Below are 21,527 nucleotides of genomic sequence, written 5' to 3' on the forward strand. Positions count from 1 at the left end.
TCAAACTTTATAGTAATCGCGGTACCAGGCGACAAAGTTACCGATACCAGTCTGCACGCTGGTACCCGGCACAAACCCCACCCAGTCCTGCAGTGCGTCGGTATTGGCATAGGTTTCCGGTACGTCACCATCTTGCAGCGGCAATAGACGCTTCTCGGCCTTCTTACCCAGTGCGTCTTCAATGCAGCCGATGAAGTCCAGCAAACGGACAGGATTGTTATTGCCGATATTGAACACGCGGTAAGGTGCGTTGCTTGTGGCGGGGTCGGCCAATACAGCGTCGTAATCCGGATTTGGAGCAGCCACACGATCCAACACACGCACCACACCTTCGACGATATCGTCTACATAGGTGAAGTCCCGCTGCATATTGCCATGGTTGAAGACATCGATCGGGCGCCCTTCCATGATCGCCTTGGTAAACAGAAACAAAGCCATGTCGGGCCGGCCCCACGGACCATAGACCGTGAAAAACCGCAGGCCCGTGGTAGGCAGGCCGTATAGATGGCTATAGGTATGCGCCATCAGCTCATTGGCCTTCTTGGTTGCGGCGTACAGGCTGACAGGATGGTCCACGCTGTCATGCTCGGAGAATGGCATCTTGGTGTTGCCACCGTACACACTGGAGCTGGACGCATACACCAGATGCTGGACCTTGCTATGACGGCATCCTTCCAGAATATTGATGAAACCCACCAAGTTGCTGTCTACATAGGCCAGTGGGTTCTGCAGGGAATAACGCACACCCGCCTGGGCAGCAAGGTGGATGACGCGGTCAAACTTCTCGCGGGTGAATAAATCGGCTATGCCTGCACGGTCGGCAACGTCCATCTGCACAAAGCGGAAGTTGCTCTGCGGCGTCAGGCGCTTCAAGCGGTTGTGCTTCAGATTGACATCGTAATAGTCATTCAGATTGTCCAGGCCGACGACCTCATCTCCGCGCGCCAACAGCTTCAGCGACGCAGTCATACCAATGAAACCTGCCGCGCCCGTGACCAATATTTTCATGACCCAATCCTTCTGCTCTATGCTTGTGAGGGGCTATCTTAGCCTGTGTTACTGCTGCGTTCGACCAGCAGCACCGGTGAGTACGGCACGTCAACCCCAAACCTCTGCCTGCCGTTGTATGCTGGCCATTGAACGCTTCTGCCGCGTTGGCATGCGGCGCTCATGAACTTAAAGGAAAAACCTATGTTGAAGAAGATTCTGGCCATTCTGGCCATGCTGACTGCAGCCCTGGCTTTCGCCGCGGTGGACGTAAACAAGGCAAGCGTGGCCGATCTCGACGGTGTCAAAGGCATAGGCCCGGGCATTTCCAGCAAGATCCTGGATGAACGCAAAAAAGGCGAGTTCAAGGACTGGAACGACTTGATCGAGCGCGTCAAAGGCATAGGCGACAAAAACGCCGCCAAGTTTTCTGCCGGCGGCCTGACCGTCAATGGCAGCACATTCAATGGTGCAGCTGCTCCCGCCGCCAAGGCAGCACCAGCCGCAGCCGCCGCGCCAGCAGCATCGGATGCAAAAGCCGATGCCAAGAAGGCCAAGGCCGATGCGAAAAAAGCCAAGGCTGACGCCGCCGCCGACAAACCCGCAGCAGCTGCCAGCGCCGCCAAGAAATAGGCAACCCAGCTCCCTCCTCCCAAACCCGCTTCGGCGGGTTTTTTCATGGCCCCCGCGCTGGGCTAGCCCCAGCTCAGGTCACTGGCGCCGGGTTGAACAACACCAGCGAATTTTGCAGCCCCCACTGCTCCGCCCAGGTTTTCTTGCCGCTGGCCACCGCCAGCATCAGGTGGAACAGCTCCCAGCCCACGTCCTCAATGGTGGCCGATCCGTCGGCAATACGGCCGGCGTTAACGTCCATCAGGTCATGCCAGCGGCGTGCCAGGTCCGTTCGCGTGGCCACCTTGATGACCGGTACCTCGGCCAGACCGTAGGGCGTTCCTCGGCCGGTGGTGAAAATATGTACGTTCATACCGGCAGCCAGTTGCAGTGTGCCGCAGATGAAGTCACTGGCCGGGGTCGCGGCATAGACCAGACCTTTTTGCTTCAGCTTCTCACCGGGCGACAGCACACCCGAGATCGGCGCGCTGCCGGACTTGACGATGGAGCCCATGGCCTTCTCAACGATATTCGACAAACCGCCCAGCTTATTGCCCGGCGTGGTGTTGGCGCTACGGTCCACCCGGCCTTTTTGCAGGTAGTTGTCGTACCAGGCCATCTCGCGCACCATGGCATCAGCTACCTCGGTGCTGCTGGCGCGTGAGGTCAGCTGGGCAATGCCGTCACGCACTTCGGTGGTTTCGGAAAACATCACGGTGGCGCCCGCACGCACCAACAGATCGGTGGCAAAGCCCACGGCCGGGTTGGCCGTCACGCCCGAGAAGGCGTCGCTGCCGCCGCACTGCACGCCCACCACCAGCTCGGACGCAGGCACGACCTCGCGGCGGCGCAAGTTCAGCCGCTTCAGATGCACCTCGGCCTGGCGCAGGATGGCGTCGATCATGGACATGAAACCCACGTTTTCCTCAGCCTGCAGGCAGACCACGTCTAATGCAGCGTCGCGCTGGTCTTCGATCGGGATCACGCCCGGCGGTAGCAGACGCTCGGGCTGCAGCTTCTCGCAGCCCAGGCTCAGCACCATCACCTCGCCGCCAAAATTCGGGTTCAGGCTGATATTGCGCAGGGTACGGATGGGGATGATGGCGTCGGGCGCGTCAATGGCGACACCGCAGCCGTAGGTGTGTTCCAGCCCCACCACGTCATCCACATGCGGATAGCGTGGCAACAGGTCGGACTTGATGCGTTTGACGGCGAAGTCCAGTACGCCGGCCACGCACTGCACCGTGGTGGTAATGGCCAGGATGTTACGGCTGCCCACCGAACCATCGGCGTTGCGGTAGCCCTCAAAGGTATAGCCCTCCAGCGGCGGCAGCACGGGTGGCGGCACCACCCCGGCATCGCCGGGCATGGGCAGGCCTTCCAACTCGCGGGCTGCAGGCATTTTCAGCAGGCGCTCATGGACCCAGCTGCCGGCCGGGATATCGCGCTCCGCATAGCCAATAACCACGTTGTAACGCAACACGGGCGCGTCGGCGGCCAGGTCTACCAGGTTGACCTTGTGGCCCTGCGGCACCTTGTCGCGCAGCACCAAGCCGCTGGACAGCACGGTGCCCGCGGGCAGGCCGCCGTCGTTCGCCACGATGGCCACGTTATCCCGCGGATGCATGGAAATGGTCAGCGGGGTGGAGGAAGTCATACGGGCGGTCCTTATAGTGAGGCGGTGCGGGCGCGTGGGAACATTGGAATCTAGAGTGTCATCAGTTGTCAGACAACACCCAGGAATGATGCCCCAAGCCCGCCGCGGCGTCAAGCTGGAGAAACGCGCAGCGGCACGCCAGAACCGCCCACAAAGTTTTACCCGCCGGCACTGGACAAACTTGTGGATAAGTTTGGAAATCCGCTGTATGGGGCAGCTAAGTGTTTGTTTTATAAAGACAAAGCTTGCAACGCCTAAAATTTAAGCAGCCCAAGGAAAACGATTGCCCAAGCTGCAAGTCAGGCAAAAGGCCTACCATGGCAAGCTGCCATTTCAAAATACGCTGGAGAAATTTTTATATGCTGAACCGTTCTGCCGGCCTGCTGGCCATCGCCTGTGTCCTGGTATTCGGTAGCGCGCTGACAGCCTGCGCGACCAAGGCCAACGCCCCGGCCATGCCCCACGCCAGCCCGCCCACCGCCAGCCAGCTGCAGGATTTTCGATGGACGCTGGACTCGGCCAGCGACGGACAAGGCCAGGCCATGGCAGTACTGTTCCCGCGCGCTGACCGCCGCTTTGTCATGGAATTCATGGCCGACCGCATGGCGGTAAGCGGTGGCTGCAATGGCCTGGGCGGCAACTACCGGACGCTGGATGCAGGCATGCTGGAGGTGGGCCCGCTGATGGGCACGCGCAAGGGCTGCGAAGCGCCGCTGATGGAAGCAGACAAAGCCATCAGCGCCCTGCTCGCCCAACCTTTGCAATTGCTGCTGGCAGCAGGCAGCCCGCCGGTCCTGCGGCTGGTATCCAGCCAGGGCCAGACCCTGGTATGGACTGGCACACCCAAGCCCTGACTCGAAATGCTACATATTTGATAGCTATTAGCGCAGTAAAATTCTGCGCTGGCGGCCTATTTCATCACACACCAAGAGTCAGGCAGACTGCACGGCTGCGGGCGTACGGCGGTGTTTCACTTCCAGCCGCTCGGCGGAAAGGTACTGCGGCAAATAGACGTCGAAGGGCATGGTGTCGGCCGCTTCTATATCTTTCTGGGCTTGGACGGACTGCACGGCCATGGCCTCAAAACGGGCTTGCTGCTCGGCGCTGAACGGCAAATCCAGCAGCGTCTTGCGGGTGCGTTGCGACTGCTCGGCGATGAACGGAACAAAAGCGCCACCGTGACTGCTTTGCATGGCGGCCAGCACGCGTGCAGACGACAGCAGGCTGGGGTCAACCAGGGCCGCGTCGGCTGCATCCAGCGCCTCGGTGTACAGGCGGCCGCCATGGGTGGCGTCCAGCGCGGCGGCAATCGGGCGACAGGCGGCCACCAGATCCTGGCCCCAGGCGGTCAACAACACTTCTGCGCCGGCGCGCTCCAGGGTCAAGCCAGGTTCACGGCCACGGGCCGCCACGCGGTGCTGGTTGTGGGCCAGCTCGGTAATTTCCTGCGGGCTGTCGGGCGGGCTGTCGGACAGCAGGCAGTGCAGCAGGAATACATCGATGAAACGCATGGTCTGCGCGGTGATGCCCACGGGCACGAACGGGTCCAGGTCCAGCAGGCGCACTTCCACATACTCCACGCCGCGCTCACGCAGCGCGTGCAGCGGACGCTCTCCGGGGTGAATGACGCGCTTGGGGCGGATGGTGCCGTAAAACTCGTTCTCGATCTGCAGCAGGCTGGTGGCCAGCTGGTTGTAATCGCCACCGGTGCCGCGTACGCCCACCGCCTTGTAGGCCGGGTACGGGCGGGTCAGCGCTTCTTGCAGGGACGCGCCATAACCTTCCAGGCTGTTGTAACTGACAGCCAGCGAGGCCTGGGCATCGCTCTGGTAACCCAGGCGGCCCATGCGCAACGAAGTGCCGTGCGGCATGTACATGGTGCGCTCATTGAGCTGCTGCAACTCGTGCTGGCGGCCGGCCACAAAGCTGGAGCACACGGCAGGCGAGGCGCCGAACAGGTACAGCAGCAGAAAGGCATGGCGGCGGAAGTTGCGGATCAGCCCGAAATACTCCTCGCTGGACACGCCTGGCAACGACCAGTTGTAGTGGATACCAGAGATGGTCTGCATGCGCCGGCCGTAGCGGTGGCCCAGGCCCATGCGGTATACGCTCTTGGCGCGGCCCACATTCGAGCTGCCGTAGCGGCCAATGGGAATAGTCTCGTCGGTGGGCAGACCGCAGGGCATGCTGGACACCCACAGCATCTCGTCGCCCACGGCCTGCATGGCGCGGTAGGTGAACTGGTGCACCTCGGTGAGCTCGTCCAGGCAGGCCTCCACACCGGCATGCACACCGGTGATCAGCTCAACCTGCGACTCGCTGAAGTCGGTGGTGATGTGCGGATGCGTGAGCGCCGAGCCCAGTGCAGCAGGATGCGGCGTCAACGCCAGGCTGCCGCCGGGTTGGGCGCGCAGGCTTTCCTTCTCCAGCCCACGGCGTATGCCCTGGAGCCGGTCGGGCGCGAGTGCCTGCAGGCGCTCCAGCAAGGCGGCGTGGGACGGTGTGGGCAAACTGGGCATGTCGTGGGTATCCGTAAGAGGACTCACGTAGCACCCGGTGGCGGCCTGCGGCCTCGGCTGCTACGTCAATCAAGCGTAAATCTATTCTGAACTGGGCACGGAAGGTATCACAGGCGGCTGCAGCCTGCAGGGCCACCAGAGACAACCTCGGCCCCAGCGGCCTATGGACGGCAGGCTGAACGCCCAAGCCATCCCTGTGCATGGATGCAGCAAGCACACCAGCACCTCCGCATTGCTACAAACAAAATAGCACCCAGCGCAGATATTGCCTGCGCTGGGTGCTATTTTGATGCTTCAAGACAAGCTGCTGCCCGTAGGCAAACAGGTCGCCCAGCGGGTGCTCAGGGCTGGGTGCCTTGGGCCACCAGGCTGCTGGCATCCCAGCCGCCGCCGAGTGCCTTGTATAGGCTGACCACCGCGTTCAGCTGGGTGCGTTGCGCGTCGATCAGGCCAGACTCGGCCTGCATCAGATCGCGCTGCGCATTCAGCACATCCAGGTAGCTGGAATAGCCGCCCTTGTAGCGCAGGTCCGCCAGGCGCAAGGTATCGCGCAATGCCGCGATGCGCTTGGCAGTGGTGGCGGTGATCTCGTTGCCGGTAGACACATTGTTCAAGGCGTCATGGACATCGCGGAAGGCGTTTTGCACCGTCTGCGTGTACGTTGCCACGGCCTGCTGCTGGCGCGCATTGGCGGCGGCTTCCACCGCTTTCAGCGCACCGCCACGGAAAATGGGCTGGGTCAAATTGCCCACCAGGCTCCAGAACAAAGATGCCGGATCGAACAGAGTCGACATGTCTTTCGACTGCTGGCCCAAGCTTGCCGTCAAGCTGAACTTGGGGAAGTAGGCAGCGCGGGCCTGGCCAATGTCGGCATTGGCCGCAATCAGGCTTTGCTCGGCGCTGACCACGTCGGGCCGGCGTGTCAGCACGTCGGACGGCAGGTCCGCAGGAATTGGCTGGGCGGCGTATAGCTTGCCCAGTTCCGCACCACGTGCCAGCACCGGATGCACGATGTCGCTGGGCTTGCGGCCCAACAACACGGCCAGGGCCGACTCGGCATTGCTGCGGCTTTGGCGGGTCTGTTGCAGCGTGGCTTCGATGCTGGCGGCTTCGGACTCGGCCTGGCGCATGTCCAGCTCGCCGATCACACCGGCGTCGAAGCGGCGCTTTTGCAAGCGCAGGTTCTCTTGCCGGGTGGCCAGGGTCTGTTCGGCCAGCGTTGTTTGCGCATCCAGTCCGCGCAGTGCAAAGTAGCTTTGCGCCACGTTGGCGTACAGCGAGGTCAGCACCGTTCCGCGGCTGGCAGCCTGGCTGAGCAGGCGGGCCCGCGCGGCCTCGTCAGCACGTGCGTACCGGCCCCAGAAGTCGATCTCGTAGCTGGCGGTCAGGCCCAGCTGGCGGTCATTCGAATGCGGGTCTGCACCGGGGGTGGAAAAGCTGGCTGAATTCTCGCTGGCACGCCGGCGCGTGGCGCTGGCATTCAGGTCCACCGTCGGGTAGAAGTTGGACAAGTTCTGGTCCACCGTGGCACGGGCTTCGGCGATACGGGCCGTGGCCAGGGCCAGGTCCTGGCTGTTGCTGGAGGCTTCCTGCAGCAAGCTGTCCAGCACCGGGTCCTGGAAACCCTTCCACCAACTCAGCCAGTCCACATTGGTGGCTGTGCCGTTCACCGACAGCGTGGCGGGCACATCCAGCTCAGGCCGTTTGTAGTCAGGGCCAACAGGTGCAATACCGCAGGCAGACAGTACGCCAGCCGCTATCAGAGTTATAGCAAATTTGGGCATGCGCTTAAACATGGGCCGCTCCTTCGCCGTGGGCGGGTTTGTTCACGCTGTCGAAGTCTTCCGGATTGCTGCGGAAGTTCCAGTCGTTCACCAATTTAAAGAACAGCGGCACCAGGAACACCGCCAGGAAGGTCGCCGCAATCATGCCGCCGACCACGCCCGTACCAATGGACTGGCGCGCTGCCGCGCCAGCGCCGGTGGAGATGGCCAAGGGCACCACGCCCAGAATAAAGGCCAGCGAGGTCATGATGATGGGCCGGAAGCGCAAACGTGCGGCTTCCAGGGCCGCAGCCACTGGCGTCATGCCGTCGTGCACCTTCATCATCGCGAACTCCACAATCAGAATCGCGTTCTTCGCCGATAGCCCCAGCAGCGTGACCAGACCAATCTGGAAGTACACGTCGTTCGCATGGTTGCGCAAGTACACCGCCACCAGCGCGCCGAAGATACCGAAGGGCAGAGCCAACAGCACCGAGAACGGCAGCGACCACTTTTCATACTGCGCGGCCAGGATCAGGAAGATCATCACAAAGCCCGCGCCAATGGCCAGACCCGCCGCGCCGCTGCTACGCTTTTGCTGGAACGCGGTACCGCCCCAGTCGAAACCCACGTCAGAAGGCAGCACCTTGTTGGCAGCGCGTTCCATGGCGGCAATCGCCTGGCCCGAGCTGAAACCGGGCTTGGGATCACCCAGTATCTGGATCGACGGCAGCGCGTTGAAATGCTGCACGGACTCCGGACCGGCTACGAACTTCACGTCCGCCACCGAGCGCAGCTGGATCATCTTGCCGGCGTTGGAACGCACATACAGCGCGCCAATGTCATCTGGCTTGGAGCGGAACTGGCCTTCGGCCTGCATCAGCACCTGGTAGATACGGCCGCTCTTGTTGAAGTCGTTCACGTAGTAGCTACCCAGCGTAGCCGCCAAGGTGCTGTAGATATCGGCCACGGCGATGCCCATGGAGCGCGCCTTTTCGGTATCCACGCTCACAAACAGCTGGGGCGAGTTGGCTTGCCACAGCGTCTTCACGCCTTGCAGCTCGGGCTGCTTGTTGGCTTCTTCCAGCAGGGCTGGCAGCAACTGGGCCAGGCGGCGCACACCACCGTCACCCTTGTTCTGCATGTAGAACTCGAAACCACCGGTCTGGCCCAGGCCCTGGATCGCCGGAGGGCCGAAGGCCAGCGGCAAACCTTCCTTGATGCCACCGGTCTTCATGTAGTACTCGCCCACCAACTGTTGGGCGGACTGGTCACGCTCAGCCCAAGGCTTCAGCGGGAAGAACATGGTGGCCGCGGACGACTTCAAGCCGCCGCCACCCAGGAAGTTCAAGCCCACCAGGCTGAACGTGGTGTCGATGTTCTTGTTACCGCCCACGGCGGCTTCGACCTGCTTGACCACCTGGTTGGTACGGTCCAGCGACGAGCCTTCCGGCAGAATCACCGCAGCAATGTAGTAGCCCTGGTCTTCGTCGGGCACCAGGCTGCTGGGCACCAGCTTGAACAGCACGCCGGTCAGCGCGCCCATGGCAACGAACAACACCAGACCCAGCACGCCACGCTTCAGGAAGAAGGCCACACCCTTGGTATAGCGGTGGGTCAGGTTGCTGAAGCTCTTGTTGAACCAGGTGAACACTTTGTTCTTGCGCTCCGCACCCGGCTTGAGCAACACGGCGCAGAGTGCCGGCGTCAAGGTCAACGCCACGATGCCAGACAGGCAGACGGCAATGGTGATGGTCACCGAGAACTGGCGGTACAACTCGCCGGCCAATCCGCCCAGGAAGGCCACTGGAATAAAGGCCGCGCACAGCACCAGCACGATGGCGACCACCGGGCCGGTCACTTCACGCATGGCTTCAATCGCGGCTTCACGCGGCGTCATACCCTCTTCATGCATCAGGCGCTCGACGTTTTCCAGCACCACGATGGCGTCATCCACCACGATACCGATGGCCAGCACCATGCCGAACAGGGTCAGCGTGTTGATGCTGTAGCCCAGCAGATGCAGACCCGCCATGGTGCCAATCAGCGACACCGGCACGGCCAGCGTCGGGATGATGGTGGCACGCCAGCTTTGCAGGAACACATACACCACGATGAACACCAGCACCATGGCTTCCGCCAGGGTCTTCAGCACTTCGTGGATGGACTCCGTCACGAAAGGCGTGGTGTCGTAGGGGGTGGAGTAGGTCAGGCCTTCAGGGAACTTGGCCTTAAGCTCTTGCAGGGTTTTTTCCACCGCTTCACGGGTTTCCAGCGCATTCGCACCGGTCTGCAAGAAGATACCGACAGGCACCGTGGGGTGGCCGTTCACGCGGCCATAGAAGTTGTAGTCCTTAGCACCCAGCTCAACACGTGCCACGTCCTTGACGCGAACAATGGCACCATTGGCGCCGCTACGCACCACGATGTTGGCAAAGTCCTCCGGCTCCAGCAAGCGGCCCTTAGCGGTGACCGTGAGCGTCAGCTCTTCGGTATTGTTCGGCGGCGCGCCGATCTTGCCTGCCGCGTACTGCGCGTTCTGCTCGGTGATGGCGCCAGAAATATCGCCTACCGTGATGCCCAGCTGGGCCATGCGGTCCGGGCGCAGCCAGATACGCATGGCGTAGTCCTTGGCACCGAAGATCTGCACATTGGTGGTACCGGGCACGCGCTTGATGGCGTCCAGCACGTTTTGCGTCACGTAGTTGGAGATGTACAGCGCGTCATAGCGGTCGTCGGGCGAGTAGATCGCCGCCACCGTCATGAAGCTGGCCGAGCTCTTGGCCACGGTCACGCCCTGGCGCTGCACCTCTTGCGGCAGCTTGCTCAGCACCTGGTTCACGCGGTTGTTCACGTTCACCGCGGCGATGTCCAGGTCGGTACCGACGTCGAAAGTGATGCTGATGGACACCGCGCCGTCACCGGACGAGGTGGAGCTCATGTAGAGCATCTTCTCGACGCCGTTGATGGCCTGCTCGATAGGTGCAGCCACGGTGGTTTCCAGCACTTCGGCCGAAGCACCGGGGTAAACCGCACTGACGCTCACCACCGGTGGCGAGATTTCCGGGTAGCGCGAGATCGGCAGCACACGCATGGCGGCCAACCCGGCGAGCACCAGGAACAGCGATAGCACCGTCGCGAAGATCGGACGGTCAATAAAGAACTTGGAAAACATGGGTCAGTTGCTCCTTATTTCGAAGCAGCTTGCGCAGCACTGGCGGGCGCTGCAGGTGGTTTTTCTGCGGAAGCAGGCGCGGCAGCGGGCTGACCGTTGGCGGCCTTGGCCACATAGGGCACAGGCTTCACAGTCATGCCGGGCTCATGGGCTTTGATGAAGCCTTCGACCAGCACGCGGTCGCCGCTTTGCAAGCCCTTGGTGACGATCCATTCGCCCTTGCTCCAGCCGTCCAGCTCCACCGGGTGGGGTACCAGCTTGTCGTCCGGCGACACGGTGAACACCATCTTGCCCATGGGGCTGTCGATCACCGCGCGCTGTGGCACGGTGATGGAATTCGGACGGCTGGCGCCGCTGAGCAGCACGCGCACGAACTGGCCGGGGCGCAAGCTGCCATCGGGGTTAGGGATCTCGGCACGGGCGTCAAAGCTGCCGGTTTGCGGATTCACCTTTTCGCTGGCGAAATTGAGCTTGCCGGCGCGTGGGAAGATGCTGCCATCGGCCTGCTTCACATTGACGGTAAAGCCCAGGCTGCCGTTGGCCGACCGCTGGCCGGGCACGCTAAGCTGGCCCGTGCTCACTTGCTTGGTCATGCGCAGCAAATCGCTTTCCGATACGCTGAAGTTCACATACATCGGGTTGGTTTGCACGATCGTGGTCAGCAGGCTGTCGCTGGCCGACACCAGGGCGCCATCCGACTTGGATGCCGTGCCGGTGGTGCCGCTGATGGGGGCCACCACCTTGGTGTAACCCAGGTTCAGGCGGGCTTCGTTGGCCTGGGCCTGGGCCTGCTTCAGCGACGCTTCGGCGGACTCCAGGGTGGACTTGCTGTCATCAAATTCTTTTTGGCTGATGGCTTTTTCAGCCGCCAGCGGGGCCAGGCGGGCCTGGTCGCGGCGGGCCTGGTTGACTTTGGCCTGGGCTACAGCCACATTGGCCTCTGCCGACGCAACCTGGGTCTGGAAGGTACCAGGATCGATCTGGAACAAGGGCGTGCCGGCCTTGACCAGCGAACCTTCTTCGTACAAACGCTTTTCCAAAATACCGGCCACACGCGCACGCACCTCGGTTTCACGCGAACCAGCGGTCTGGCCCACATATTCCAGCTCCACCGAATGGGCCTGGGCCTGCACCGTGATCACAGACACCTCGGGCGGCGGCATCGCGCCACCCGGACCGCCCGCCGCACCGGTGGACTTGCCGCAAGCCACCAGCGCCAAAGGCAGGGCCGCCAACAAAAATGGGGATATCCAACGCCGGCGCGCAAAGCGGGCGTTGCGGTTGTCGGTCGATGAAGCGCGAGGAGATGCGATGGACATAGACATAGATGGTTTAATTGGATGGTGTAGTATCACATACATTCACGTATGTTTGTTTCAACTACGTTACTAACTATTACAGCAGCAAGAGACACGACCATGGCTAGAAAAACCAAAGAGGACGCAGAGCAAACCTATGCCGCGTTACTGGAAGCCGCGGAGCAGATGTTCTTTGACAAAGGTGTTGCCCACACCACGCTGAATGACATCGCCGCCGCGGCAGGAATGACGCGGGGCGCTATTTACTGGCACTTCAAGGACAAGGCCGACGTACTGCAAGCGCTGATTGCACAGGCCATGTTACCGATGGAGGCCATGCTTGTCGAACTTGATATATGCGCCGACGCCAATCCGCTGGCCGCGCTGCGCCAGATGTGCGTACGGGCACTGACAACGCTGGCCGGCTCGCCCCGGCAGCAGCGGGTGTTCAGCATCATGTTTTTCAAGTGCGAAAACATCGGCGAAGTCGTCACCGTAATGGAGAACAAGCTGGCACGGCGCGATGAATGCTTCACCCAGATCCAGGGTATTTTGGTACGCGCAGTGGGCAACGGCCAACTGCCAGCCGACACCGATGTATTCCTGGCTCAGCAAACCATCAATTTCTTTATCGCCGGCACCATGCGCGAATGGCTGCTGTCGCCTGACAGCTTCTCGTTGGAGAAAGCTGCGCCATCGATGGTGGATATGGTGATGGCCGGCCTGCAAACCAATCCGCCGCGCACCCCAAGCAACTAACACAGCGCGAAGTACCTCGCAAAAGGCCGCTACAGTCTGGCCCCATGCAAGGCCTGCACCTCACCGCCGATCTCCACCACTGTCGCTGCGCCAGTGCCTGGCTGCTGGATGCACAGCTGCTGGGCGTGGCCTGCCGCGATGCCGTTCAGGCCGCTGGCCTGCAGGCCGTGGGCGAACTCTTCCATAGTTTTCCGGCTACAGCGCAGGGGCCAGGTGGGGTTACAGCTACCATTTTGCTAGCAGAATCACACTTGTGCGTGCACACCTGGCCCGAACAGTCGGCTGTGACGCTGGATGTGTACGTGTGCAATTTCGGCGCCGACCACTCAGCCAAGGCCCAATTGCTGCTGGACAGCCTGATCGCGCTATTCATGCCTGGCCGTACCGAGCACCACCGCCTGCAGCGCGGCACACTGGCCCCGCAGCCGGGCTGACGCCATGCCGGCCCTGCCCCACCTACGCCCCTACCAACGCATTTACGCACTGGTGTGGCTACGCCGTGTCAGCGCCCTGCTGGTTTTGCCGATCTGCGTCTGGGGCCTGGCCCGCCACCAGTGGTGGCCGGCGCTGGTCCTGCCCATGGGCGCCATGCTGTGGACAGCCCTGCGCGCCTGGGAGCAAAGCCTGCGCCGCCAGTTCATACGCGACGCGGAATTTCCACGCTTTCTGGCCGCCAAAGTTCTGGAAGCCCACCCCGGCTTGCAGCCGCGCGATGCCGAGCTGGTGCTACGTGGCCTGCGCCAGTTCTTCATGGCCTATCTGCGCAGCGGCCGGCAGTTCGTAGGCATGCCCTCCAAGGTGGTGGACAGCGCCTGGCACGCCTACATCCTGCACACCCAGGGCTATGCGCTGTGGTGTGAACGCGCATTCGGCCACATGCTGCACCACACCCCCGCAGAGGCCATGGGCAGCAATGCCCGGCGCAACAACGGCCTGCGGCGCACCTGGTACTGGGCCTGCAAGGAAGAAAGCATCAACCCGCGCAAACCCGCGCGCCTGCCACTGCTGTTTGCACTGGACTCCAAGTTCGGCATCGAAGGTGGCTACCGCTACACGCCAGACTGCCACGCCGTAGGTGCGCAAAGCGATGCCGGCGGCTATTGCGGCACCGACTTTGGCGGCAACAGCAGCGATGGTGGCGGCTGTGGTGGCGGCGATTTCGGCGGCTCCGACAGCAGCTCCGACAGTAGTTCCAGTAGCAGCGACGGCGGCAGCTCCGATGGAGGCGGTTGTGGCGGTGGATGCGGCGGCGGAGGCGACTAGGCGCCGGGTATCATTCCCTTTCAACACAAGCTAACGGAGCACACCATGGCCTTGATGGACTTCATCCGCAAACAGTTCATTGACATCATCCAATGGACCGAAGACAGCGACGGCACACTGGCCTGGCGCTTCCCCATGGCCGACATGGAAATCCAGAGCGGCGCCGCGCTGGTGGTGCGCGCTTCCCAGGTGGCGGTCTTCGTCAACGAAGGCCAGGTCGCCGATGTGTTCGGCCCCGGCACCCACAAGCTGACCACGCAGACCCTGCCGGTACTCACCTACCTGAAAAACTGGGACAAGCTGTTCGAGTCGCCCTTCAAAAGCGATGTCTACTTCTTCAGCACGCGCCAGCAGATCGACCAGAAATGGGGTACGCCCCAGCCCATCACCATTCGCGACAAGGACTTCGGCGCGGTGCGGCTGCGCGCCTTCGGCAACTACAGCTTCCGCGTGGCCGACCCCAAACTCTTTCACACCGAAATCTCCGGCACCCGCGACAGCTATGGCACGGCCGACCTGGACGGCCAGCTGCGCGGCCTGGTGTTGCAGAACATCAGCAACGCGATTGCCAGCAGCGGCATCCCCTTCCTGGACCTGGCGGCGAACCAGCAGGTCTTTGCCCAGGCGCTGAGCACCCAGCTGGCGCCGGAGTTCGCCAAGATCGGCCTGCAGCTGGACGGCATGACGGTGCAAAACCTGTCCCTGCCCGAAGACCTGCAAAAGATCCTGGACCAGAAAATTGGCATGGGCATGGTCGGCAACGACATGGGCAAGTTCATGCAGTACCAGACAGCGCAAGCCATCCCCAAATTCGCCGAGGGCGCGGGCTCGGGCGGCGGTGTGGCAGGCGACGCCATGGGCCTGGGCGCTGGCGTGGCCCTGGGCCAGGTGCTGGCGCAAAACCTGCAGACTGGCCTGCAAGGCGGTGCGGCCGCCGCCGCAGGCGTGAAGCCTGAGGAAGTCATGGCCACACTGGAAAAGCTGGGCGAGCTCAAATCCAAGGGCATCCTCACGCAAGAAGAGTTCGACGCCAAAAAGACTGAACTGCTGAAAAAACTGGTCTAGCCGCAACTTAGCTTCGTGGCGACACCCAACCTCCAGCGCGCCTACCGCGCGCCTTGCCCTGGCTGCGGCGCGCCGGTTGACTTCCTGAGCGCGCAATCGACACACGCCGTCTGCGCCTACTGCCAGAGCACGGTGGTACGCAACGGCGAAGTGCTGCAGCGCATCGGCAAGATGGCCGAGTTGTTCGACGACCACAGCCCGCTGCAGCTACAAGCCAGCGGCCGCTGGAAGAACCAGGGCTTCACCCTGGTCGGTCGCCTGCAGTACAAATACGACGAAGGCCGCTGGACCGAGTGGATCGCCCTGCTGGACGATGGCAGCAGCGCTTTTCTGAGCGAAGACAACGGCGCCTATGTCTTCAGCACGCCGCTGCGCGCCGAGCGCGAGCTGCCGGATGCCGAACACCTGCGTGTAGGCGCCACCACCGCCATCAACGGCAAAAGCTGCAGCGTCGCCTCCCAGCAAACCGTGGCACTGATGTCAGCCCAAGGGGAGCTGCCGCGCCTGCCCGCACTGGGCCAGCCCTTTGCCATGGTGGATCTGCGCAGCCCCGAGGGCGAGGTGCTGAGCGTGGACTACGGCAGCCAGCCGCCCAGCCTGTCCATAGGCACATCCGTACAGCTGGAAGAGCTGCAGCTGGTGGGCCTGCGCGAGGAATCGGTCAAAGACGAGCAAGGCCGCCAGTTCAACTGCCCGCAATGCGGCGCCTCGATTACCCCACTGCTGGCCAGCAGCAAAAGCCTGGCCTGCGGCTCTTGCCACAGCCTGATCGACTTGACGGCTGGCGTGGGTGGCGAGCTGCGCCATGCGGTGCAAGACGAGCCCGTGCAGCCGCTGATCCCCCTGGGCACGGTCGGCAAGTTGCAGGGCGCCGACTGGCAGGTGGTGGGCTTCCAGCACCGCATGGGCACCGAGCCCGGCGAGGAAGACGAGCAATTCGGCTGGGAAGAATACCTGCTGTACCACCGCAAGCGCGGCTTCCTGTTCCTGGTGGATGCGACCGACGGCTGGAGCGTGGTCAAGCCCGCCACCGGCGCACCCACGCTTGCCAAAAATGGCCAGAGCGCCAGCTACCTGGGCACCCAGTACCGGCTGCAGAGCACCTACCGCGCCGAAACCACCTATGTAGCCGGCGAGTTCTACTGGCAGGTGCGGCGCGGCCAGGTCACATCCAACCAGGACTTCAGCAGCGGCAAGGGCCTGCTGTCGCGCGAGCAGTCGCCGGGTGAAGTCACCTGGTCGGTGGGCAGCAAGATCGACAGCAGCCTGGTGGCCAGCGCCTTCAAGCTGGAGACCAAGAAAGACCTGCTCAAACGCAGCGATGCCATGCCCTTGAGCCTGAACGGCAACAACATCAACATCAGCATGGGCACAGCGATATGGGTGTTCGTGATCCTGCTGCTGGTGTTATTCATGGTGACGCGCTGCTCCGACTGCGACCCGAATGTGCAGAACTGTAGTTCGTCGTCGAGTGGCGGCACCCGCACCTCGGGTGGCTCTTTCGGCGGCTTCTCGTCGGGCGGCGGACACAAGTAATTTTTGAAGGAGATCTCCATGGATATTGAATGGTTGAAAGCCGGGGTCGTCTTCGGCTCCATCGTGTACGCACTGATAGGTGTGGTGATCTTTGGCCTATGCTTTGTGGTGATGGACAAGCTCACACCCTACAAGCTGTGGGAAGAAATCATTGAGAAGCAGAACCTGGCGCTGGCACTCGTTGTCGCAGCCATGTCGCTGGGGATCTGCATCATCGTGGCAGCGGCCATCCATTGAGCCTGGAAGCCAAACCCGGGCCGCGCCCGGTCGAGGTGGCGCTGCTCGCCTCGGTCTTCATCGTGTCGGCCTGCGGCCTGGTATACGAGCTGGCGGCAGGCGCGCTGGCCTCGTACCTGCTGGGCGACTCGGTGCTGCAGTTCTCCACGGTGATCGGCAGCTACCTGTTCGCCATGGGCGTCGGCTCCTACCTGTCGCGCTTTTTCGAGCGCCAGCTGCCCGCCCACTTCTTACGCATAGAACTGCTGGTAGCGCTGGTAGGTGGTGCGCTTCCAGCTCTTCTTTTTATAGCAAACGCATATCTGCCCAATGCCTTTCGCCCGCTGCTCTACAGCCTGGTGATCCTGGTCGGCACGCTGGTGGGGCTGGAGATTCCGCTGGTCATGCGCATTCTGAAGCGCAATGTAGCGCTGCGCGACCTGGTGTCGCAGGTGCTGACCTTCGACTACCTGGGCGCGCTGGCGGTTTCGCTGGCCTTCCCCTTGGTACTGGTGCCCCACCTGGGGCTTATACGCACCGGCCTGCTGTTCGGCCTGATGAACGCCACGGTGGCGCTGTGGGCGCTGTGGCTGTTCCGGCACGACCTGCGCCAATTCAAGGCCCACGCCCTGGCCTGCGTGGCGACGCTGGCCGCACTCGCCGCTGCCATGGCAGCGGCGGACCTGATTACCACCTGGGCCGAAGACAAGCTCTACCAGGACCGCGTGGTCATTGCCCAGACCACGCCCTACCAGCGCATCGTGGTGACGCACAGCGCGGGCGAAGGCAAGGCCGGCTACCGCCTGTTCTTGAACGGCAATCTGCAGTTTGCCCAGCGCGACGAGTACCGCTACCACGAGGCTCTGGTGCACCCTGTGATGTCTGCCTTCTCGGCCAGCGGCGCAGCGCCGAAAAAGGTGGCCGTGTTGGGCGGTGGCGACGGCATGGCGGTGCGTGAAATCCTGAAGTACCCCGGCGTGGAAAGCATCACCCTGGTCGAGCTGGACCCGGCCATGACCACGCTGTTCTCCACCCAGCCAGCGCTGGTGCAGCTCAACGGCGGCGCCCTGCTCTCACCCAAGTTGCACATCGTCAACACCGACGCGTTCAACTGGCTGCAGACCAACACCGAGACCTTCGACGTGGTCATCGTGGACTTCCCCGACCCGACCAATTTCGCCATCGGCAAGCTCTACACCAACTCGTTCTACAGCCTGCTGGACCAGCGCCTGTCAGCCAGCGGCTACGCCGTGGTCCAGACCACATCGCCCCTGGTGGCGCGCAAGAGCTTCTGGACCGTCGCCACCACCATCGAATCCGTAGGCCTGCACACCACGCCCTACCACGCCCACGTGCCCAGCTTCGGCGAATGGGGCTACATCATCGCCAGCCGCCGGCCCTACCGCATCCCCACCACGCTGCCACCCAGCCTGCGCTTCCTCAGCCCGCCCAGCCTGCCCGCGCTGTTCGACTTCCCGCTGGACATGGCCCGCGTGCCCACCGAGGTGAACCGGCTGTCGAACCAGGTGCTGGTGACGACCTATGAAGAGGAATGGGGCAAGGTGGTGGCGCGCTAAGCACATATTTCAATCTACCCACATGATCCAGCCCCCCTACAGCTACCGGACCGACGCGCACGTTCCGCCGTTTCCAGACGATAAACCGATCATTGTTTTCGATGGCCATTGTGTGTTGTGTTCTGGCTGGGCGAACTTCGTACTGCGACATGACAAGCGCAAGACCTACCGCCTACTGGCAGCCCAGTCCCCCATAGGCCAGGCGCTCTATAGGCACTACGGACTGGGTGGAGACGATTACCAAAGCAATCTACTGATCCAGGACGGAACGGTCTTCATCAAATCCGATGGAACGATGCGCGTGTTCCGTGGCTTGGGTTGGCCCTGGCGTGCCGTCGGTCTGCTTCGCACCCTACCCAGCGCATGGCGTGACAGGCTATACGACGGGTTGGCGCGCAACCGCCTGCGCTGGTTTGGCCGCCAAGATAGCTGCTACTTGCCAGCCCCCGAAGACCGCGACCGTTTCATCGTAGGCTGAACACATGAATATCTTGGTCTTGGGGGCCTATGGCGTGTTTGGCACACGCCTGTGCGAGTTGCTGGCCGGCTACCCGCAGCTGTGCCTGCTGGTTGGCGGCAGAAACCTGTCCAAAGCCCAAGCCTTGTGCAATACCCTGCAAGGGCCGGCGAAATGCGAACCCCTGGTGGTGGATCGCGATCGGCTCAAGGCCGAAGATTTGCAGCGCATGCAGATTGGCATCGTCATCGATGCGAGTGGCCCGTTTCAGGCCTACGGCGATACGCGCTACCACGCTGTGCAGGCATGCCTGGAGGCCGGCGTGAACTACCTGGACTTTGCCGACGGCGCGGACTTTGTGAACGGCATCTCTGCATTTGATGCGCAAGCCCAGCAGCGCGGTGTTTTTATTCTGTCAGGTGTGAGCAGCTTTCCGGTGCTGACAGCTGCTGTAGTGCGCATGCTGACGCAGAACATGCCTACGGTGCAGTCCATCACGGGTGGCATCGCCCCCTCACCCTTTGCCGTAGTGGGTAAAAACGTCATCCGCGCCATCGCAGGCTATGCGGGTCAGCCGGTGCAACTGGTACGAGGCGGCAAAACCCATACCGACCATGCGCTCACAGAGATACGACACTACACCATCGCTCCCCCGGGCTACGCTCCATTGCGGCACACCCGATTTTCCCTGGTGGAAGTGCCCGATCTGCAAGTACTGCCCAAACTATGGACTGGCCTGACAGACATCTGGGTGGGCGCTGGCCCCACACCCGAAATACTGCACCGCATGCTCAACGGGCTGGCCAACTTGGTACGCTGGCGCCTCATCCCGTCACTAGCCCCTTTCAGCCTGCTGTTTTTCCATGCTATCAACCTGCTGCGCTGGGGTGAACACCGTGGCGGCATGTACGTGGAAGTGCGTGGGTTGTCCGCCAGACAAGAGCCCATGCACCGCTCCTGGCACTTGCTAGCTGAAGGCGAAGATGGACCCTATATTCCCTGCATGGCCTTGCAAGCCATCGTGCAGAAAGTGCTGCACCACCAGCCCCCCGCACCGGGCGCCAGAGCGGCTACCAACGACCTGGAAGTTGCAGACTACGACGCCTTGTTTGCGCAGAGAACCATTTACACCGGTGTGCGCGAACACAGCCCCGGACACCAGATACAGGATGTATTCCCGCTGCTGCTAGGCAATTCCTTCCAACATCTACCTCCAGCGGTCAAAGCCGCCCACCAAGTGCAGCAACAGCAGACCTTGGCAGGCCGTGCCAGCGTACAGCGCGGCACCGGACTGTGGGCGAACGGCATTGCAACTTTGTTTGGCTTCCCAACAGCCGCTCCCGACATCGCCGTGAACGTGCAGATGCAGCAGCAAGGTGACACCGAGGTATGGCATCGGCGGTTCGGAGCCCAGCGCTTTACCAGCACACTTGCCGCAGGTACAGGCCCACTCCAATGGCTGCTGGTCGAGCGATTTGGTCCCCTGCGTTTTCACATTGCTTTGGTGGTGGCTGACAACAAATTGCACTGGGTAGTGCGCAGCGCAACATTCTTGGGCCTACGCCTGCCGCGTTTTCTGGTGCCCGGCGGCAACAGCTTCGAATACGAATCCCAAGGCCGCTTTCACTTTCATGTTGAAGTGTGTCTCCCGCTGATCGGCCTCATCGTGCGGTACCAAGGCTGGCTGGAACCAGCCGCATAGAAAAGGCCTGTTCAGTGAGATCGTTGGATTGCCGCCATCGCCACACGCGCCGCCGCTAGATCCCAGGCCGCTTGGCCCACGGTTTTGAAGACAGGCACAGGGCCGGCAAATAGGGGCTTTGAGCCGAGTACAGACGCCAAATCCTGCACCTGCCCCCAGTCCACGCCAGCCTGCAGCAGATCGCCGGCCTCATGCCGGGCGCCACCCAGATCGTCCACCACGATCTGCCGACTGTGCAGCAAGGCCCGGGGGAATTCCGCCATGTCCGGCTTGAACGCGCCCACGCCTATGGCCAAGGTCTGCGCACCGATGTGCGCGGGGATCACCGGCGTGCGCGATGTCGTCAGGGCCAGCACCAGGTCGGTCGCTGGCAAGGCGCTTTGCAAGTCATCCACCACCATGGCGGTAGCAACAACTTGCGGATGCCGGGACTGCATAGCGGTGCAGAAGGCCTGCGCCGCCGCCAGGCTACGCCCGGCAATCCAGAACTGGGCGATGCCCAGATGCTCGACCAGCGCGTCCGCATGGGCGGCAGCCTGGGCGCCCGTGCCGATCAGCAACGCCGTCTTGGGCGTGTGCGGTGCCAGGGTCTGTATGCCCAGCAGGGTGACAGCCGCGGTGCGGCGCGCGGTGACGGTGGGACCGTCTAGCAAGGCCAGGCGGCGGCCGCTGGCGGTATCCATCACCACCACTTCGCCCTGGATCACCGGCAGGCCTTGCGCGGCATTGCGCGGATGCACGGTGACCAGCTTGGTCACGCTGAAGTCGTGCCCCACGGCGGGCATGGCCAGCAGCACGCCGCCTTCGGCCATGGGCACGACCAGACGCTCGGGCGCCTGGATCTGTTGCTGCGCCAGCTCGCGCGCGGCCTGGGCCACGGCGGGCACCAGCTGCGCATAGGGCAAGGCTCGGGCGGTCTGTTCTGCATTCAGTATCTGCAT

At 62.5% G+C, this 21,527-nt stretch carries 18 protein-coding genes; 11 read left to right on the top strand and 7 right to left on the bottom strand.

Annotated features, from left to right (window positions below; translation table 11 throughout):
• Positions 1 to 1,008 (bottom strand): NAD-dependent epimerase, encoded by a 1,008-nt coding sequence (locus AC07VY_RS13190; RefSeq protein WP_495097990.1) that lies wholly within the window; start codon positions 1,006 to 1,008, stop codon positions 1 to 3.
• A gap of 183 nt (positions 1,009 to 1,191) precedes the next feature.
• Between AC07VY_RS13190 and AC07VY_RS13195 the strand changes: the two genes are divergently transcribed.
• Complete coding sequence (locus tag AC07VY_RS13195; RefSeq protein WP_495075866.1) at positions 1,192 to 1,620, top strand: ComEA family DNA-binding protein; 429 nt, start codon at positions 1,192 to 1,194, stop codon at positions 1,618 to 1,620.
• 73 nt (positions 1,621 to 1,693) lie between these two features.
• Here AC07VY_RS13195 and garD read toward each other — a convergent pair whose 3' ends face one another.
• A complete protein-coding gene (garD, locus tag AC07VY_RS13200) occupies positions 1,694 to 3,256 on the bottom strand; it encodes a galactarate dehydratase (protein ID WP_495097989.1) in 1,563 nt (520 codons plus the stop codon).
• Between the two features lie 359 nt (positions 3,257 to 3,615).
• Here garD and AC07VY_RS13205 point away from each other — a divergent pair, with 359 nt between their 5' ends.
• Complete coding sequence (locus AC07VY_RS13205; protein ID WP_495097988.1) at positions 3,616 to 4,110, top strand: META domain-containing protein; 495 nt, start codon at positions 3,616 to 3,618, stop codon at positions 4,108 to 4,110.
• Between the two features lie 78 nt (positions 4,111 to 4,188).
• Here AC07VY_RS13205 and gshA read toward each other — a convergent pair whose 3' ends face one another.
• The 4 genes from gshA to AC07VY_RS13225 form a co-directional block, all read right to left on the bottom strand.
• Complete coding sequence (gene gshA, locus AC07VY_RS13210; RefSeq protein WP_495097987.1) at positions 4,189 to 5,775, bottom strand: glutamate--cysteine ligase; 1,587 nt, start codon at positions 5,773 to 5,775, stop codon at positions 4,189 to 4,191.
• Positions 5,776 to 6,116: 341 nt separating this feature from the next.
• Entirely contained in the window at positions 6,117 to 7,571 is a 1,455-nt protein-coding gene (locus tag AC07VY_RS13215; RefSeq protein ID WP_495075870.1) for an efflux transporter outer membrane subunit, read from the bottom strand.
• Positions 7,564 to 10,713 (bottom strand): efflux RND transporter permease subunit, encoded by a 3,150-nt coding sequence (locus tag AC07VY_RS13220; protein WP_495097986.1) that lies wholly within the window; start codon positions 10,711 to 10,713, stop codon positions 7,564 to 7,566. Before AC07VY_RS13220 ends, AC07VY_RS13215 begins: the two co-directional genes overlap by 8 nt.
• 14 nt (positions 10,714 to 10,727) lie before the next feature.
• On the bottom strand, positions 10,728 to 12,032 hold the full coding sequence (locus tag AC07VY_RS13225) for an efflux RND transporter periplasmic adaptor subunit (RefSeq protein ID WP_495097985.1): 1,305 nt from the start codon (positions 12,030 to 12,032) through the stop codon (positions 10,728 to 10,730).
• Positions 12,033 to 12,131: 99 nt separating this feature from the next.
• On the opposite strand from AC07VY_RS13225, the gene AC07VY_RS13230 reads away from it, so the two are divergent.
• The 9 genes from AC07VY_RS13230 to AC07VY_RS13270 are packed head-to-tail and all read left to right on the top strand — an operon-like array spanning position 12,132 to position 20,586.
• A complete protein-coding gene (locus AC07VY_RS13230; protein WP_495097984.1) occupies positions 12,132 to 12,770 on the top strand; it encodes a TetR family transcriptional regulator in 639 nt (212 codons plus the stop codon).
• A 44-nt stretch (positions 12,771 to 12,814) separates the two neighbouring features.
• Positions 12,815 to 13,204: an S-adenosylmethionine decarboxylase family protein gene (locus AC07VY_RS13235; RefSeq protein WP_495075874.1), complete on the top strand. Its 390-nt coding sequence runs from the start codon at positions 12,815 to 12,817 to the stop codon at positions 13,202 to 13,204.
• A 4-nt stretch (positions 13,205 to 13,208) separates the two neighbouring features.
• Entirely contained in the window at positions 13,209 to 14,033 is an 825-nt protein-coding gene (locus tag AC07VY_RS13240; RefSeq protein WP_495097983.1) for a glycine-rich domain-containing protein, read from the top strand.
• A 45-nt stretch (positions 14,034 to 14,078) separates the two neighbouring features.
• Positions 14,079 to 15,098 carry an SPFH domain-containing protein gene (locus tag AC07VY_RS13245; RefSeq protein WP_495097982.1) on the top strand — a complete coding sequence of 340 codons (1,020 nt, stop codon included), beginning with the start codon at positions 14,079 to 14,081 and terminating at the stop codon, positions 15,096 to 15,098.
• Between the two features lie 15 nt (positions 15,099 to 15,113).
• Positions 15,114 to 16,634: a DUF4178 domain-containing protein gene (locus AC07VY_RS13250; RefSeq protein WP_495075877.1), complete on the top strand. Its 1,521-nt coding sequence runs from the start codon at positions 15,114 to 15,116 to the stop codon at positions 16,632 to 16,634.
• An 18-nt stretch (positions 16,635 to 16,652) separates the two neighbouring features.
• Positions 16,653 to 16,871, top strand: a complete 219-nt coding sequence (locus AC07VY_RS13255; RefSeq protein WP_495075878.1) for a DUF350 domain-containing protein — start codon at positions 16,653 to 16,655, stop codon at positions 16,869 to 16,871.
• Entirely contained in the window at positions 16,868 to 18,427 is a 1,560-nt protein-coding gene (locus AC07VY_RS13260; protein WP_495097981.1) for a polyamine aminopropyltransferase, read from the top strand. The genes AC07VY_RS13255 and AC07VY_RS13260 overlap by 4 nt, the downstream gene beginning before the upstream one ends.
• A 22-nt stretch (positions 18,428 to 18,449) precedes the next feature.
• Positions 18,450 to 18,905, top strand: a complete 456-nt coding sequence (locus tag AC07VY_RS13265; protein WP_495097980.1) for a thiol-disulfide oxidoreductase DCC family protein — start codon at positions 18,450 to 18,452, stop codon at positions 18,903 to 18,905.
• Positions 18,906 to 18,909: 4 nt separating this feature from the next.
• Entirely contained in the window at positions 18,910 to 20,586 is a 1,677-nt protein-coding gene (locus AC07VY_RS13270; protein WP_495097979.1) for a saccharopine dehydrogenase family protein, read from the top strand.
• A gap of 11 nt (positions 20,587 to 20,597) precedes the next feature.
• On the opposite strand, the gene AC07VY_RS13275 is transcribed toward AC07VY_RS13270, so the two are convergent.
• Positions 20,598 to 21,527, bottom strand: coding sequence for a delta(1)-pyrroline-2-carboxylate reductase family protein (locus tag AC07VY_RS13275; protein ID WP_495097978.1), 930 nt, complete (start codon positions 21,525 to 21,527; stop codon positions 20,598 to 20,600).

This window comes from Rhodoferax sp. GW821-FHT02C08 (genome assembly GCF_059421805.1).